The 14,947-nt window shown below is 72.8% G+C and carries 14 protein-coding genes and 1 pseudogene; 10 read left to right on the top strand and 5 right to left on the bottom strand.

All coding sequences use genetic code 11. The features are described 5' to 3' along the window. Positions 1–1,172, top strand: a pseudogene (locus MHY49_RS11830) (GxGYxYP domain-containing protein); the annotation flags it as partial. Positions 1,173–1,215: 43 nt separating this feature from the next. After that, the gene (locus MHY49_RS11835; RefSeq protein ID WP_239204342.1) at positions 1,216–2,166 is read left to right on the top strand and encodes an amidohydrolase family protein; all 951 of its coding nucleotides are present in this window, start codon (positions 1,216–1,218) and stop codon (positions 2,164–2,166) included. A gap of 10 nt (positions 2,167–2,176) precedes the next feature. Here the strand turns inward: MHY49_RS11835 and MHY49_RS11840 are convergent, their stop codons facing one another. Then, entirely contained in the window at positions 2,177–2,785 is a 609-nt protein-coding gene (locus MHY49_RS11840) for a cysteine hydrolase family protein (RefSeq protein ID WP_239204344.1), read from the bottom strand. Between the two features lie 118 nt (positions 2,786–2,903). Between MHY49_RS11840 and MHY49_RS11845 the strand changes: the two genes are divergently transcribed. Beyond that, complete coding sequence (locus tag MHY49_RS11845) at positions 2,904–3,347, top strand: MarR family winged helix-turn-helix transcriptional regulator (RefSeq protein ID WP_239204346.1); 444 nt, start codon at positions 2,904–2,906, stop codon at positions 3,345–3,347. Then, positions 3,344–4,720: an MFS transporter gene (locus tag MHY49_RS11850; RefSeq protein ID WP_239204348.1), complete on the top strand. Its 1,377-nt coding sequence runs from the start codon at positions 3,344–3,346 to the stop codon at positions 4,718–4,720. Before MHY49_RS11845 ends, MHY49_RS11850 begins: the two co-directional genes overlap by 4 nt. Positions 4,721–4,772: 52 nt before the next feature. Here the strand turns inward: MHY49_RS11850 and MHY49_RS11855 are convergent, their stop codons facing one another. Further along, entirely contained in the window at positions 4,773–5,222 is a 450-nt protein-coding gene (locus tag MHY49_RS11855) for a hypothetical protein (protein ID WP_239204350.1), read from the bottom strand. Between the two features lie 202 nt (positions 5,223–5,424). Between MHY49_RS11855 and MHY49_RS11860 the strand changes: the two genes are divergently transcribed. Next, positions 5,425–5,916 (top strand): SRPBCC family protein, encoded by a 492-nt coding sequence (locus MHY49_RS11860; RefSeq protein WP_239204352.1) that lies wholly within the window; start codon positions 5,425–5,427, stop codon positions 5,914–5,916. Positions 5,917–5,941: 25 nt separating this feature from the next. Here MHY49_RS11860 and MHY49_RS11865 read toward each other — a convergent pair whose 3' ends face one another. Further along, positions 5,942–7,537, bottom strand: a complete 1,596-nt coding sequence (locus MHY49_RS11865; protein ID WP_239204354.1) for an amidohydrolase family protein — start codon at positions 7,535–7,537, stop codon at positions 5,942–5,944. A gap of 41 nt (positions 7,538–7,578) precedes the next feature. On the opposite strand from MHY49_RS11865, the gene MHY49_RS11870 reads away from it, so the two are divergent. The 5 genes from MHY49_RS11870 to MHY49_RS11890 all read left to right on the top strand — a co-directional run bounded on the left by MHY49_RS11870 (position 7,579) and on the right by MHY49_RS11890 (position 12,624). Next, on the top strand, positions 7,579–8,739 hold the full coding sequence (locus MHY49_RS11870; protein WP_239204356.1) for a DUF998 domain-containing protein: 1,161 nt from the start codon (positions 7,579–7,581) through the stop codon (positions 8,737–8,739). A gap of 124 nt (positions 8,740–8,863) precedes the next feature. After that, a complete protein-coding gene (locus MHY49_RS11875) occupies positions 8,864–9,790 on the top strand; it encodes an ABC transporter ATP-binding protein (RefSeq protein ID WP_239204358.1) in 927 nt (308 codons plus the stop codon). A 61-nt stretch (positions 9,791–9,851) separates the two neighbouring features. Next, positions 9,852–10,679 carry an ABC transporter permease gene (locus MHY49_RS11880; RefSeq protein ID WP_239204360.1) on the top strand — a complete coding sequence of 276 codons (828 nt, stop codon included), beginning with the start codon at positions 9,852–9,854 and terminating at the stop codon, positions 10,677–10,679. A gap of 57 nt (positions 10,680–10,736) precedes the next feature. Further along, positions 10,737–11,945: a sensor histidine kinase gene (locus tag MHY49_RS11885; RefSeq protein WP_239204362.1), complete on the top strand. Its 1,209-nt coding sequence runs from the start codon at positions 10,737–10,739 to the stop codon at positions 11,943–11,945. Continuing rightward, the gene (locus MHY49_RS11890) at positions 11,938–12,624 is read left to right on the top strand and encodes a response regulator transcription factor (protein WP_239204364.1); all 687 of its coding nucleotides are present in this window, start codon (positions 11,938–11,940) and stop codon (positions 12,622–12,624) included. Before MHY49_RS11885 ends, MHY49_RS11890 begins: the two co-directional genes overlap by 8 nt. A 268-nt stretch (positions 12,625–12,892) precedes the next feature. Here the strand turns inward: MHY49_RS11890 and MHY49_RS11895 are convergent, their stop codons facing one another. Beyond that, entirely contained in the window at positions 12,893–14,035 is a 1,143-nt protein-coding gene (locus MHY49_RS11895; protein WP_239204366.1) for a Gfo/Idh/MocA family protein, read from the bottom strand. Next, positions 14,032–14,859: a sugar phosphate isomerase/epimerase gene (locus MHY49_RS11900; protein WP_239204368.1), complete on the bottom strand. Its 828-nt coding sequence runs from the start codon at positions 14,857–14,859 to the stop codon at positions 14,032–14,034. The genes MHY49_RS11895 and MHY49_RS11900 overlap by 4 nt, the downstream gene beginning before the upstream one ends. Between the last annotated feature and the right edge of the window lie 88 nt (positions 14,860–14,947).

The following is a 14,947-nucleotide window of genomic DNA, read 5'->3' on the forward strand; positions in this document are numbered from 1 at the left end:
TCGACGGCAGCGGCTCCCAGACCAAGGACGGCCTGCGCTTCGCCGACGGCGGCTCCTCCTTCATCTACCGCTTCGAGGTGCCGGACGGGGCAGGCGCTGTGAGCGTCGAGCTCGAGCTCGAGAACGAGTACCTGGTCTCCGCGACCGGGACCGCGCCCACCCGCGTCGAGCCGTTCTCCTCCTTCCGGGACTTCGCGATCGCCACGAGCGCGCTGATCACCTGGCTCCCGCCCTCGGGCGACAGCGGCAGCCAGTTCTCCGAGCTGCTCGCGAAGGTCGACCCGGGAACGGTCTACGCCGGCTGGTTCGCGAACGACGTGGACGGCGAATGGTCGGGTGTGGAGCTGTGCAGCACCCACGGCGTCATCGTCGTCGCCGCCGACTACTACATGAACGCGAGCGTCCTCTCCGGCATCCCCGCCGTGACCCGGGCCCGGCCCACCAAGCCCTCGCGCGGCCGCGTGAAGGACCGCACCTACCTCACGCTCACCTTCGGAGAGGGCGACAACATCCAGTTCTGCGAGCGGCACATGCGCGAGCTCTGGGACGATCCCGCCCGCGGCTCCGTGCCCATGAACTGGACCATCACCCCTCTCCTCGAGGACATCGGCCCTGCTCTGCTCCACCACTTCCAGCGCACTGCCACCGAGAACGACTTCCTGGTGTGCGGCCCCTCCGGCGCGGGCTACACCTACGGAGACTCCTGGCCGAAGGACCAGCTGGACGTCTTCACGAAGGCCTCCGGCCGCTACCAGTCCCGCACCGGGCTCGACGTGGTCTACGCGTACTCGACGCCCGAGTCCGGGAAGCCCTCGCCGACCCTGCCCGACTGGGTCCTCGAGTCCTATGCCAAGAACGTCGAGCTGCGCGGCATCATGCAGACCGACGAGAAGGGCGCGATCAGCGCCCCCGGTGCCGCCGTCCCGCTGCTGGGCACCTTCTATCCCGCCGGCGGCGTCGACACGTACCGCGAGCAGCTGCTCGCGAAGATCGAGGAGGAGCACGGCGCGGGCGAGGCCGACGAGAAGGGCGGACCGCTGTTCATCGCGGGGCTCATCAACGCCTGGAGCTGGACCCCGTCGGACGTGAAGGAGCTCGTCGAGAGCCTGCCCGAGGACGTCGAGGTCGTGCTCGCCGACGAGTTCTTCGACCTCTTCGCGCGCACCGCCTGAGGCGCCCGACGACCGTGGCCAGGGCGGGCGTACCCTGCCCGCCATGACCACTGCCGCAGACCGCCTCATCGACGTCCACGCCCACTTCGTCACCGACGACTACGTCGCCGCTGCGCGCGCCGCGGGGATCGAGCACCCCGACGGCATGCCCGGATGGCCGCAGTGGGACCTCGCTTCGCAGATCGAGGACATGGACCGCCGCGGCATCGAGCACGCGGTGCTCTCGATCTCCTCGCCCGGCGTCCACTTCGGCGACGACGCGTCCGCAGCCTCGCTCGCCCGCGCGGTGAACGACGCCGCGGCCGCGTTCGTCGCCGAGCACCCGCAGCGCCTCACCTTCTTCGCCTCCCTGCCGCTGCCCGATGTCGACGCGGCGCGCGTCGAGGCCCGCCGGGCCCTCGCGCTGCCCGGAGCGCGCGGCGTGATCCTCGAGTCGAACGCGCGGGGCCAGTACCTCGGCGACCAGGCGCTCGAGCCCCTCTGGGCGGAGCTCGAGGCGGCGAGCGCGATCATGTTCGTGCATCCGACCTCGCCCGTCGGGGCCGACGGGACGGACCTCGGCCGGCCGCGCCCGATGCTCGAGTTCATGGCCGATTCGACGCGCAGCATCGTCGACCTCGTGCTCGCGGGCGCCCTGGACCGTCATCCCGGACTGCGCGTGATCGTCCCGCACTCCGGGGCCTCCCTGGCCCTGCTGTCCGACCGGGTCGCGCTCTTCCAGGACGGTTTCGGACTGGGCGGCACGCCCTTCGCCGACGCGCTGCAGGGCCTCTGGTTCGACCTCGCGGGGACGCCCTTCCCGCACGCCGCGCCGCTGCTGGTGGACGTCGCCGGATCCCATCACGTCCTCTACGGCAGCGACTCCTGCTGGACCCCGGCGCCCGCGGTCGACGCGCAGATCGAGAGCATCGACCGCGCGGAGCCTCCCCTCGGCGCGACCAGCTGGCGCCGCCTGACCGCACGCAACGCCGAGACGCTCCTGGGCGAGGTGTGAGCGCGCGAGCTCAGGCCCCGGCGAGCCCCTCGGCCCACTCGTCGACGGTGGTCACCGTCGCCTGACGCGGGAACACCTTCTGCGTGAGCACGCGGTGCACCTCCTCGTCGGGGTCGGCGCAGGCGTCGGCGAGCACGGTGAGGCGGAAGTCCAGATCCGCGGCCTGGCGCAGCGTCGAGAGCACGACGCCGCTCGTGGAGATCCCCGCGAGCACGAGGGACTCTGCCTGCAGGCCCCGCAGCAGCACCTCGAGATCGCTGCCGGTGAACGCGCTGATCCGGCGCTTGATCACGACCGGCTCCTCCGGGCCCGGGTCGAGCGCCTCGTGGAGCGCCGTGGCGGGGGAGTCCTCGGTCATGCCCGTCTCGCCCGCGCGGGCCGAGATGCCGGCGAAGCCCGAGGTCGGCGCGATCTCGGGGTAGCCGGGCCGGAAGGCCACGCGCACCCACACCACGGGGATGCCGGAGTCCCGCGCCACCTCGACGGCCGCGCGGGCGCGCTCGAGGACGCCGGTGCTGGTGAAGCGGTCGGCGATGCCGTGCTGGAAGTCCATGGCGAGCAGGACGGTGCGCGATGCGGGGCCCGTGGTCTTGCGGGAGTCGGTGGCGGGTGCGGTCATGGGGGAGTGCTCCTCGGTCTGTGCGATCAGCGGTCGTTGCGGTCGTGGCGGGCACGGTGGTCGTGACGGGCGCGACCCACGTTTGCTCAACAAATATTGATCAATGTACGTTGACGGTATGGATCCAGCAAATCGTCCGGCCTCCTCGGCGGAGGCCGCGCACGCCCTGCGCGGGGTCGTCGGCCGACTGCGGCGTCGCCTCCTCGCGGTCTCCGGCAGCGATGTCCTCACGCCCGCGCAGGCCTCCGCCCTCACTCTCTTCGTGCGCGGCGATGCCGATTCCGGCGCCTCCCTCGCCCAGGCCGAGCGGATCTCGCCCCAGGCTGCGGCGGTCACGGTGGCGGCTCTCGCGAAGGCCGGTCTCATCGAGCGCACGGCCGATCCCGCCGACGGCCGTCGCCAGATCATCGCCGTCACCGAGTCGGGCCTCGACTACGTGCAGGGGGCTCGCGGGATGCGTCAGGCTTGGCTCGAGCAGGGCCTCACCGAGGAGTTCACGGAGGACGAGCGCGCGCAGCTGATCGCCGCGGCCGCCCTCCTCGAGCGCCTGCTGCAGCGATGACGGCGATCGCCCGCCGCCCCTCGCCCCCGGATCGCTTCGACCGCCGGCTGCTCTCCCCGATGATGCTCGGGTCGATCCTGAACCCGATCAACTCCTCGATCATCGCCGTCGCGCTGGTGCCCATCGGCGTCGCGCTCGGTGCCCCCGCGCGGGAGACGACCTGGCTGATCACGGGCCTGTATCTCGCGACCGCCGTCGGCCAGCCGCTGATGGGGCGCCTCGTCGACGCCTACGGCGCGCGCCGCATGTTCCTCGTCGGCTCCGCGCTCACCCTGCTCGCCGGCATCATCGGGACGCTCGCCCCGAACATCTGGGTGCTCGTTGCCGCGCGCGTGGTGCTCGGGTTCGGGACCTGTGCGGGCTATCCCTCGGCGATGCGCCTGATCAGCGATGAGGGCGAGCGCACCGGCGTGGACAGCCCCGCCGCCGTGCTGAGCGCGCTCAGCATCACCACGCAGACCATTTCGGTGATCGGGCCGGTGCTCGGGGGAGTGCTCATCGATGTGGGCGGATGGCGCAGCACGCTCGCGATCAATGTGCTGCTGGGCGCCGCGGGCCTCGTGCTGGGCCGCCTCTATCTGCCGCCCAGCCGCCGGCCCGTCGGCCGCGCGCGCATCGACGTGGTCGGGATCGTGCTCTTCACGATCGCCCTGGTGAGCCTTCTGCTCCTGGTCATGGACCCGTCCGTCGGTCGGCTCTGGCTGCTCGCGCCCGTCCTCGCGGCGGGCGCCGGCTTCTGGATCTGCGAGCTGCGTCGGGCCGACCCCTTCATCGACGTCCGGATGCTGCGGGCGAGCCCAGCGCTGGTGCGCAGCTATCTGCGCTCGGTGCTCGCGGCGCTCGTCAGCTACGGCTACATCTACGGCTTCACCCAGTGGATGCAGGAGGCGCGCGGACTCAGTCCTTCGCTCTCCGGACTCGTGCTGCTGCCCACCTTCGCCGTGGGCATCGCGGTCGTCGCGCTCACGGGACGGCGCGAGGCGCTGCGCGGGAAGCTGATCGTCGGCTCGCTCGCCCAGATCCTCGCGTGCGCTATGGTGCTCGCGCTCGGGGACCGCTCGCCCCTCGTGCTGCTGCTCGGGATCGCCGTCGTGCTCGGCATCCCGCAGGGGCTGCTGAACCTCGCCAACCAGAACGCCGTCTACCGCCAGGCGCGCAGCGAGCAGATGGGGGCGGCGGCGGGACTGCTGCGCACCTTCATGTACCTCGGTGCGATCGGCTCGTCCTCGGCGAGCGGTGTGCTCTTCGGTCGACGGGCCGACACCGGGGGCATGCACGACCTCGGACTGGTGATGCTCGCGGCGGCCGTGCTCCTGCTCGTGCTCTCGGTGGCCGACAGGACGCTCGGCAGGACCACGGCGCGCGGCGAATGAGCCCCGGCGACCTAGCCCCGGGGTTCGGCCCCGGGGCCCAGGGCCGCTGACGTCAGCGCAGCTCGCGGTGCAGATCCGCGAAGCAGTCGACGCCCGAGGTCCACTCCCTCTGCGCGCCGTCCCCGAAGTCGCCCAGCCGGGCGACCGCGGTGCCGTCGCGCTGGGAGGGGCGTGGGTGGATGCGCAGGGAGCCGTAGGTGAACTCGAGCCGCAGCCCGATGCCCTGCTCCTCATAGGTCTCGGTGACGTCCTGTCCGATCAGTTCGCGCAGGGCGCCCGCCCAGCGCTCGTCGTCGGAGGAGACGATCGAGTGCTCCTTCAGCACGGTGGGCATCACCAGGCACTCCAGGAGCGGCTGCTCGCTCGAGCCCGTGGGGGACTCGAAGCGGATCCGCAGGCGCCCCAGCACGAACCCGATCTCGCGCACCCGGTAGCCCCGGAGCCTCGACAGCTGGAGGGTGCGGGGCTGCGTCGATGTGCTGGCGTCCGTCGTGGTGTCCATGGGGCACACTCCTTCCGGTCGTGGCTGTGGTGCGGGCGGGCCGCCGCGGAGGGCGACCCGGGTCACAGTGCGGCACTGTAGACCCCTTGCCCGGAAGATGCCGACATGGTGTGCACAGTGGACACGCAGAGTCCCTCCGGGGGAGACCACGACGGGACGGAGAGTCGCCCGGAGGGCAGAACCGGAGGGCAGAATGAGCGCCATGGACGAGACCCAGAACGATGCCGCCGACGCGGCCCCGCGCGTGGTGAGCGCGAGCCGTGTGATCGCGGCCGCTCCCGGAGAGATCTTCGAGCACATCGCCGACCCGGCGCTCCAGACCGCGTGGGACGGCAACGACAACCTCGCCGAGGCCGCCTCCGGCCAGCGCGTGCGCGGCGTCGGGGATGTCTTCGCGACGACGCTGACCACGGGCGCCGTGCGCGAGAACCACGTGGTCGACTTCGACGAGGGCCTGCGCATCGCCTGGCTCCCCGCGCCCGAGGGCGAGCAGCCGCCCGGCCACCTCTGGCGCTGGGACCTCGAACCCCTGGGCGAGGGCCGCACCCGCGTCATCCACACCTACGACTGGACCGACCTGCACGACCCCGTGCGCCAGGAGCGCGCCCGGCGCACCACCGAGGCGAGCCTGCAGGCCTCGGTGGACCGTCTCGCGGCGCTGCTCGAACGGGGCGACGGAGGGGCCGCGCGCTGATCGTCCGGCGCTGATCATCCCGCGCTCAGCGCGAGAAGCCGAGCCGCCCGTCCACGAGCGTCGCGAGCGGCCGCGCCTCCCGCAGACGCGCGGCGGACTCCCGTGCCGCGGACTCCACGAAGGCCTCGTCGGCGCCGCGCGGCACGTCGGCGAAGAGTCCGGCGCCCGCCGCATCGGCCGGCTCCTCGAGCAGCACCAGGTCCGCGCGCGCTCCCACCGCGGGCCGGACCCCGGCCCCGTCGGTCGAGGCGGCGAGCGCCTCGAGGGGCTGCAGCTGCTGGGCGGGGAACCAGGCCTCGCGTCCGTCGGCGCTGCGGTGGACGGCCGCCGACATGGCGAGCCAGGGATCCACGGGCGCGACGGGGGAGTCCGAGCCCATCAGCAGATCGACGCCCGCGTCGAGCAGGTCGCGGAAGCGGTAGGAGCGCTGCGCGTCGTCCGGCCAGACCTCCTCGGTGGGGTCGCGGTCGTCGAGCAGATGGGCGGGCTGCACCGAGGCACGGACCCCGAGCGCCGCCATCCGCGCCACGTCCTCGTCGGCCAGCAGCTGGGCGTGCTCGATCCGAGGTCCGCCCCCGCGCCCGCCCGCGCCGCCGCGTCCGCGACCCGCGCCGGCCTCCGCGAGCGCATCCAGGACCACCCCTGCGGCAGCGTCGCCGATCGCGTGCACGGCGACCGCGAGCCCGCGCGCCTCGGCCCGCGCGAGCAGCGCCGCGAGGTCGTCGGCCATGTGGCTGAGCACCCCGAAGCCGCCGCCGAGCGGGTGCGCCCCCGCCTCCCCGGAGAATGCGTAGGGGTGGCGGCAGTACGCCGAGCGCGAGCCCAGCGAGCCGTCGGCGATCACCTTGAGCGGGCCCATGGTCACGAGCCCCGAGCTGCCGATCGGTGTGCCGGTGGGCCCCGGCACTCCATCGAGCCCGGAGGCGTAGGTGGCCGTCCGCACGCGGATCCGGGCCTCGCGCCGGGCCCACAGCGACGCGTTGTCGGCCCACTCCATGTCCGTCAGGCCGACGACCCCGCGCGCGAGCGCGTCCTCCTGGAGGCGCCTGACCCCGGCCTCGAGGTGCGCCGCGACGCCCGGCAGGTCGTCGAGATGGGCGACGGCGTCGAACCACTCGTCCTCGGCCACGATCCCGCGCCGCGGCGGCAGGCCCAGCGCGCGCAGAGCGGCCGAGCTCATCCAGGCATGATGCGCGTCGCCGCCGATCAGCACCACGGGCAGCTCCCCGGCGACGGCATCGAGCCCGGCCACCGTGGGATCGCCCGCCATGTCCACGAGGCGGTGGCCGAAGCCGATCAGCGCCTCGGCGCCTGCAGATCCCCCGCTGAGTCCTGACACCGCGGGGCGGGCGGCGATGGCTGAGGCGACCTCCCGCAGCACCTCGTCGACCGAGGCGAGCCCGGCGGTGTCCAGCCGCGCGTATCCCTGGGCTGTCTGGCCCACGTGCACGTGGTGGTCCCAGAGACCGGGGATCGCGAGGGCCCCGCCTGCATCGAGCACGTCCTCGCCCGGGGACGGCGCGAGATCCGCGCCGATCTCCGCGATCACCCCGTCGCGCAGACGGACCGACACGGGCGATGCGGGCGAGGATGCGAGCAGGCGCAGATCACGGACGAGCACCCGGCGAGCCTATCCGCCCCTGCACGGGGGAGAATCGAGGCATGCGCGAGCCGTCCCCCGAGCTGTCCGCCGACCCGACCATCGACCCCACCACAGGCCCGACCGTCGACCCGACCACCGATCCCACTGCCGACCCCACCACCGGCCTGGCCGTCGACCCCACCACCGCGCACTCCCCGCACGCCTCCCGCGACGAGACCGCGGCCCTGTGGTGCGCCGCGGGCGCCGCCGTGCTCGGGCTCGGCCTGGGGCTGGTCTCGCTGCGCACGACGCTCCCGCTGTTCGGCCGCGGCTCGATCGGCGAGGTCGCGGCGTACGCGGGGATGGTCGCCGGCCTGCTCGGCTTCGTCCTGGCCGGTCTCACGATGACCCCGCGCCGCCAGCCCTGGCTGCGGGAGATCTCCCGGGTCCGCAGCGCGGCCAACATCCTCGCCCTGGGTGCGCTCCACGCGGTGTTCGCCTTCCTGCTGTGCAGCGCGCTGTACGGGGTGTTCGCCTCGGCGTTCCTGGGGCTCGCCCTGGACCGCTGGACCGGTGCCGTGTGGGTCGCCATCACCGCCGCGGCCTGCGCGTACGCCTGTGTGGAGAGCGCTCTCGCGCTCACCAGCGAGTCGCTGTCCGTGCTGCTGGCCGCGTTCCTGGTCACCGGTGCGCTCGCCGCCGCGCTGAGCGCGAGCGATCCGCAGTGGTGGCACCACCACTTCTCCGCGCTCGGATCGGGAAGTGGCGGGCTCACCTTCAACCTCACCCTGCTGCTGGCGGGACTCGCGCTCGCCGCGATCGGCGACTTCGTGGGCCACGACGTCGCCCTCTGGTGCCGCGCGACCGGCCAGACCCGCTCCCGGGCCACGCTCGTGCGCCTCGCGCTGATCGTCCTCGGGCTGCTCGTGATCGCCGTGGCGCTGATCCCGGTCGACGCGGAGCGGGTCTGGCACGATGCCGCCGCGCAGAGCATCGTGCTCGTCTTCGCCGCGGCGCTCGTGGGATTCCCGATGCTCTTCCGACGCCTGCCCGGCAGCTTCCTCGCCGTCACGGTGGGCGTGATCATCGCGCTGCTGGCCCTGCTGATGCTGTGGAAGGGCGTGGGGTACCTGAACCTCACGGCCTTCGAGATGGGCGCGGCCGCGACCGTCATGGCCTGGCTCATCCTCTTCGTGCGCACCGTCTCCGCGGCCGTGCGGAGCCTGCCCGCCGCGGACTGAGCGCCCGCGCCATGACGCCCGCGCCCCTCCCATGACGCCCGCGCCTCTCCCATGACAGCTGTCATGGGAGGGACGTGACGGCGCCCGATGGGCCCGCGGCCCCCGCGCGGCGGAGGCTGGAGCCATGAACGAGACGACCCCGGCCCCGTCCCAGGATCCCCGCCCCGCGATCGACTGCCGGGCGCTGACCAAGACCTTCGGCTCCCTCACCGCCGTCGACGACCTCGACCTCGCCGTCCCGCGCGGCCAGATCCTCGCGCTGCTCGGCCCCAACGGCGCCGGCAAGTCCACGACCACCGAGATGATGCTCGGGCTCGCGACCCCGGACGCCGGAGAGGTGCGCATCTGCGGCACCACCCCCACCGACGCCGCGCGCCGCGGCCTCGTCGGCGCGATGCTCCAGAACGGCGCGCTCCTCGAGGACACCCCGGTGCGGGTGATGCTGAACCTCGTCGCCGGGGTCTGCGCGCACCCGCTCCCGCTCGACGAGGTCATCGAGCGCGCCGACATCTCCTCCCTGCTGCGCCGCAGCACCTCGAAGCTCTCGGGCGGGGAGGCGCAGCGCGTCCGCTTCGCCCTCGCGCTCCTGCCCGATCCCGAGGTCATCCTGCTGGACGAGCCCACCGTCGCGATGGACGTCGAGACCCGCCGGCGCTTCTGGGAGCGCATGCGCCACGTCGCCGCCGACGGCCGCACCATCGTCTTCGCGACCCACTACCTCGAGGAGGCCGACCAGCAGGCCGGCCGGGTGGTCGTCATGGACCAGGGACGCATCGTCGCCGACGGCACCGGCGCGCAGATCAAGGCCCGGATCGGTGGACGCGCGATCACCCTGCGTGTGCCGGACCGCGCCGCCGCCGGCCCCCTCGCCCACCTCGACGGCGTGACCAGCGTCGACGTGCTCGAGGACGGCCGACTCCGACTCGCCACCGCGGACTCCGACGCCACCCTGCGCGGGCTCTTCACCGGTGCCGGCCTGCCCGCCGTCAGCGACGTCGAGGTCACCACCCCGAGCCTCGAGGACGCCTTCCTCGCGCTCACCACCCACTGAGCGCACGCCACCGAACGCACCCCACTGACCTCCCCGCCCGACCCATCTCCCAGGAGACGCCATGACCACCGCACCCGTGACCATCCACGCTCCGTCGTCCGCCGCCACCGCGAGTCGCGGCGCCCCGGCGAGCCAGCTGCGGCGCACCGCGCGCTTCGCTCTCGCCTCCACCACGACCACCCTGCGCAAGGGCATGTTCCTGTTCTTCACGGTCGCCCTGCCGATCCTCATGTTCCTCATGTTCAACGAGATCTTCGGGAAGGAGGCCATGGGCGAGGGCGGCGAGACCGTGGGCACCTTCATCATGGTGCGCATGGCCGCCTACGGCGGACTGGGCGCCGCGGTCAACGCGGGCGCGATCATCCAGCTCGAGCGCACCAACGGCTGGCTGCGCCAGCTCATGGTCGCGGGCCTCACCCCGCGCAGCTTCGTCGTGGGGAAGATGGTCGCCGCCATGGCCGTGGTGCTGCCCGCGCTCATCGGCGTCTATCTCGCCGGGGCGCTCGTGGCCGGCATCCACCTCGACGCCCTCGAGGCCGTGCGCTCGCTGCTGGCCCTGTGGATCGGCATGCTGCCGCTCGTGCTGCTGGGCCTCGTCGTCGGCCTCGCCCTGAAGCCCAGCGCCGTCGGCGCCGCGACCACCATCGGCATGATGCTGCTCGCCGTCGCGGGCGGGCTCTGGTTCCCCTACGAGATGTTCCCGAGCTGGCTGCAGTCCATCTCCCGCTTCACCCCGACGTACTGGGTGGGGGAGCTGGGCACCTGGGGCATCATCGGCGAGGACTTCCCGGTGCGCGGCCTCGTGACCCTCGCCGTCTGGACCCTCGGGCTCGCGCTGATCGCGGCCCTGCTGCTGGGGCGGGCCGCGCGCTCCGCCTCGCGCCGCTGAGCCCCGCGGCGTGGGAATGCTGGAAGAATCGATGCCAGCCCGCGAGGAGGAGACCCCATGGCGCCAGCACGACTGACCGGATTCGCGCGCCGCGGGCCCGATCTCGCCGCGACCGCGCCGCCCCTCGCACGCTGCGACGAGCAGCATCCGCGCACCCTGCGCGGGCTGTACCGGGCGGCGGTCGCGTCGGGCGCGATGTTCTACACGGCGCCCTCGCTGCTGTTCATGCTGTTCGTGATCATCCCGGCGTTCGACCACCCGACCCCGGTGCGCACCACGGCGATCATCGTGCTGTCCCTCGCCTTAAGCGCGGCCTTCCTCCTCCTGCCCGGGGTCAAGGCCTTCAGCCCGAGCTTCGGGTACGGCTTCATCGCCGTGGTGTGGCTGCTGATCGCCCTGTTCGTCCCTGCGATCGGCTCGAACGTCCTCTACATGGTGATGTTCGTGCAGATCGCGCACACGATCGCGCTGCCCTGGCGCACCGCTCGGGTGGTGATCCTCCCGCTCACTCTCGTGGACTGCCTGCTCGCGGTGCTCACCGGCCAGTACATCGCGATCATCCTCGCGCTCGTCGGCCTCATGATCTCCCTGGGCGTGGGGTACGGGATCGAGCGGGAGATCCTCACCGAGCGCCTCGCCCGCGCCGAAGAGCGCAACGCGGTCCTCGCCGTCGCCGCCGAGCGCGAGCGCATCGGCCGGGACCTCCACGACACCCTGGGTCATTCGCTCACCACCATCACCGTCTCCGCCCAGCTCGCCCAGCGGCTGCTGGAGTCGGACCCCGAGGCGGCGCGCGCCCAGATCTCCGAGGTCGAGCGGATCTCCCGGCAGTCCCTGGCCGATGTCCGCGCGACCGTGAGCGGCATGCAGGAGGTGCGCGCGGCCACCGAGATCGCCTCGGCCCGCAGCGTCCTCACCGCCGCCGGGATCGAGGCCGACGTCCCCGCCGCCCTGCCCGAGCTCGATGACGCCCGCGCCGAGCTCTTCGGGTACGTGATCCGCGAGGGCGTCACCAACGTGGTGCGCCACTCCCGCGCGACGCACTGCACGATCCGCGTGGACGAGGGCGGCGCGAGCGTCGCCGACGACGGCGTGGGCATCCCGCGCGATCGCACCCGCTCGGGACTGGACGGCCTCGCGCGCCGCGTCGAGGAGGGCGGGGGAGAGCTCGTGGTCGCCCCGGGCGACGACGGCGCGGGGACCGTGCTCACCGCGCACCTCGCGCACTCCGGGAGACCGCTCGACGAAGGAGTCCACCATGCCTGATGCGCCCGCCACCCCCGGCGGCCCTGCCGCCCCCGGCACGCCGACCGCGCCGATCCGCATCGCCCTGGCCGACGACCAGGCCCTGCTGCGCTCCGGTCTCGCGGCCCTGCTGCGCCTCGAGGCCGACATCGAGGTGGTGGCGGAGGCAGCGGACTGCGCCGGGACCCTCGCCGCCGTCTCCGCGCAGCATCCAGACGTGCTGCTGCTGGACGTGCAGATGCCCGCCGGGACCGACGCGGACGGCGGGGCGGGACCGGCCGACGGACTCGAGGTCGCCGAGCGCCTGCGGGGATCGGGCACCCGCATCATCGTGCTGACGACCTTCGGGCGCGCCGGCTACCTGCGCCGCACCCTCGAGGCGGGGGCCGACGGCTTCATGATCAAGGACGCCCCCGTGGAGCGTCTCGTCGACGCGATCCGCCGCGTCCACCAGGGCCTGCGCGTGGTCGATCCCGAGCTCGCCGCGCAGTCGCTGGCCGCCGGGCCGAACCCGCTCTCGGCGAAGGAGACCGAGGTGCTGCGCGCCTGCGCGCACGGCGGCTCGACGGCCGACGTCGCCGCGCGGGTGTTCCTCTCCGAGGGCACGGTGCGCAACCACGTCTCGAGCGCGATCGGGAAGCTGGGCGTCGCCAATCGCGCCGAGGCCGTGCGCCGCGCCACCGACAACGGGTGGCTGTAGCGCTCGGTGGTCGGTCTGCTCGGCGCGGTGGGCCTGGTCGGCGCGATCCGCGCGATCCCCGCGGTCCGCGAACGCTGGGGGAGCGATTCGCGGGCCGTGGCAGCCTCCGACACCCGGAACGACGTCGGGATCGGCCCTCGGGCCGAAGGGCTCCCGCCGCCCCGTGCAGTTGACGTAGCAGGGGGTCGGGTGACGTGCACATGTGCACGTCACCCGACCCCCTGCTACGCGTAGTGCGCGGCGGTCACGGAGACCCCGCTTCGCGACCTCAGATCGTGGACGCGAACGGGTCGAAGTCGACGGGGACCGTCGGCACCTCCGAGACCGAGCTCTTCACGGCCACGAACTCCTCGCTGGCCGCGGACTCCTCGGCCGAGAGCATGATGTCCAGGACGTGGTAGCCCAGCTCGCCGCTCGCGACATGCGGACGGTCCTCGGCGATCGCGCGGACCATGTCCAGCAGGCCCAGGCCGCGGCCGGTGACCGTGCCCTCCTGCGGGATCTCGATGCGCTCCTGGGCGGGCGGGGCCTCGCCGAAGGACTCGAAGGGCTTCACGTAGGAGATCGCGCCCTCGAACATGTTCGGGTCCGGCAGGAAGATCGAGCCCTCGGTGCCGTGGATCTCGACGATGCCCTGGCGGGCGAGCGGCGAGTCGAAGCTGACCAGCGAGTTCGCCTGCTGGCCGGCCTCGAAGCTGGTGAGCAGCGAGAGCGTGGAGGGCACCTCGACGGGGAAGGTCTCCCCGGCGCGGTCGCCCACCTGGATGGTGCGCTCGAGCTGCGCGCGCAGGCCCATGGCGGCGACCTTGTCCACGGTGCCGAAGAGGCTCACGAGTGCCGTGATGTAGTACGGGCCGATGTCCAGCAGCGGGCCCGCGCCCTTGGCGAAGAGGAAGCCGGGGTTCGGGTGGAAGACCTCGGGGCCCTGCCACTGCATGGAGGTCTGGGCGAACAGCGGCGTGCCGATCGTGCCCTTGAGGATCTCGCGCTTGGCGGTCTGGAAGCCCGGGCCCAGCACGGTGTCGGGCGCGCAGCCCACGCGCAGGCCCTTGGCCTTCGCGTCCTCGAGCAGCCGTGCGGTGGACGTGCGGTCCAGGCCCAGCGGCTTCTCGGTCCACACGTGCTTGCCGGCGGCGATCGCGCTCGCGGAGACCTCGGCGTGCACGGCGGGGATGGTCAGGTTGACGACGACCTGGACGTCCGGGTGGGCGAGCACGTCCTCGGCGGTGCCGGCGGCCGGGACGCCGTGCTTGGCGGCCTGGGACTTCGCGCGCTCCACGTCGAGGTCGCCGAGGATGAGGACTTCGACGTCGGGGAACGAGTTCAGGTTCTCCAGGTAGGTGTCGGAGATGACGCCGACGCCGATGAAGCCGACGCCGATCGGGCCGCCGGTGCTGCGGGTGGTGCTCATGCGATGAATCCTCCGTCGCGCAGGAAGGCGTAGCTGGCGGCGACGTCCTCGAAGACGTCACCGGGGGTGTGGTCGTACTCGATGACGGCGTACTTCAGGGAGTCGCCGGCGGCGTGCAGGGCGTCCTCGGTGGGCACGTCGCCCTCGCCGGGGTGGCGCTGGTCGAGGCTCGCCGAGTCGAAGTCGGGGGCGTCGGGCGCGAAGGGGTTGCCCTGCGGCGGGACGCCGTCCTTCACATGGACCGCGACGAGGCGGTCGCCGAGCGAGCGCACGAGCTCGGTCGGGTTCTGCCCGCCCACGATCGCCCAGAACAGGTCGAGCTCGATGACGACGCTCGGATCGAGCAGGGAGACCATGTACTCGTACGCGGTCTTCCCGTCGAAGCTCGCGAGGAACTCCTGCGCGTGGTTGTGGTAGCCGACGCTCAGCCCGAAGGTCTTCGCGGTCTCGGCGGCGGAGTTCAGGCGCTCGGCGATGTCCTTGACGCCGTCCTGCGTGAGCCAGCGCTCGACCGGCACGAACGGATCGATGACGGTCGTCATCCCGATCTCCGCGGCGGCCTCGAAGACGACCTCGTTGGCGGGGGTCGGGATGGAGCCGTCCGGGGTCCACAGCTCGTCGGAGAGCAGCGGCGCGTGGCCGGTCGGGGAGGCGAGGCCGCTCGCATCGAGCGCGGAGCGGATCTCGCGGGGACGGCGCACGAAGTCGAACGCCTCGACGTTCTTCAGGCCGATCGCGGCGAGCTTGTCGAGGGAGCCGCCCATGTCGTCGGAGAACTGCTGGGCCAGGGTGTACAGCTGCACGGAGCCGAGGGGGAGAGCCACGGTGCCCTTCTTTCCTTCAGGAGTGGTGATGGGTGCGTACGGCGTCACGCTAGCACGGAAAAGTACCGTGTGGAGGTTTTCTCGGGGT

Origin of the sequence: Brachybacterium sp. ACRRE (assembly GCF_022346485.1) — a bacterium.
Classification (GTDB): Bacteria; Actinomycetota; Actinomycetes; order Actinomycetales; family Dermabacteraceae; genus Brachybacterium; species Brachybacterium halotolerans.

What these genes read in the sequence shown, in the direction of transcription:
- MHY49_RS11835 (WP_239204342.1), top strand. Translation starts at nt 1,216, where the DNA reads ATGACCACTGCCGCAGACCGCCTCATCGACGTCCACGCCCACTTCGTC.
- MHY49_RS11840 (WP_239204344.1), bottom strand. Translation starts at nt 2,785, where the DNA reads ATGACCGCACCCGCCACCGACTCCCGCAAGACCACGGGCCCCGCATCG.
- MHY49_RS11845 (WP_239204346.1), top strand. Translation starts at nt 2,904, where the DNA reads ATGGATCCAGCAAATCGTCCGGCCTCCTCGGCGGAGGCCGCGCACGCC.
- MHY49_RS11850 (WP_239204348.1), top strand. Translation starts at nt 3,344, where the DNA reads ATGACGGCGATCGCCCGCCGCCCCTCGCCCCCGGATCGCTTCGACCGC.
- MHY49_RS11855 (WP_239204350.1), bottom strand. Translation starts at nt 5,222, where the DNA reads ATGGACACCACGACGGACGCCAGCACATCGACGCAGCCCCGCACCCTC.
- MHY49_RS11860 (WP_239204352.1), top strand. Translation starts at nt 5,425, where the DNA reads ATGGACGAGACCCAGAACGATGCCGCCGACGCGGCCCCGCGCGTGGTG.
- MHY49_RS11870 (WP_239204356.1), top strand. Translation starts at nt 7,579, where the DNA reads ATGCGCGAGCCGTCCCCCGAGCTGTCCGCCGACCCGACCATCGACCCC.
- MHY49_RS11875 (WP_239204358.1), top strand. Translation starts at nt 8,864, where the DNA reads ATGAACGAGACGACCCCGGCCCCGTCCCAGGATCCCCGCCCCGCGATC.
- MHY49_RS11880 (WP_239204360.1), top strand. Translation starts at nt 9,852, where the DNA reads ATGACCACCGCACCCGTGACCATCCACGCTCCGTCGTCCGCCGCCACC.
- MHY49_RS11885 (WP_239204362.1), top strand. Translation starts at nt 10,737, where the DNA reads ATGGCGCCAGCACGACTGACCGGATTCGCGCGCCGCGGGCCCGATCTC.
- MHY49_RS11890 (WP_239204364.1), top strand. Translation starts at nt 11,938, where the DNA reads ATGCCTGATGCGCCCGCCACCCCCGGCGGCCCTGCCGCCCCCGGCACG.
- MHY49_RS11895 (WP_239204366.1), bottom strand. Translation starts at nt 14,035, where the DNA reads ATGAGCACCACCCGCAGCACCGGCGGCCCGATCGGCGTCGGCTTCATC.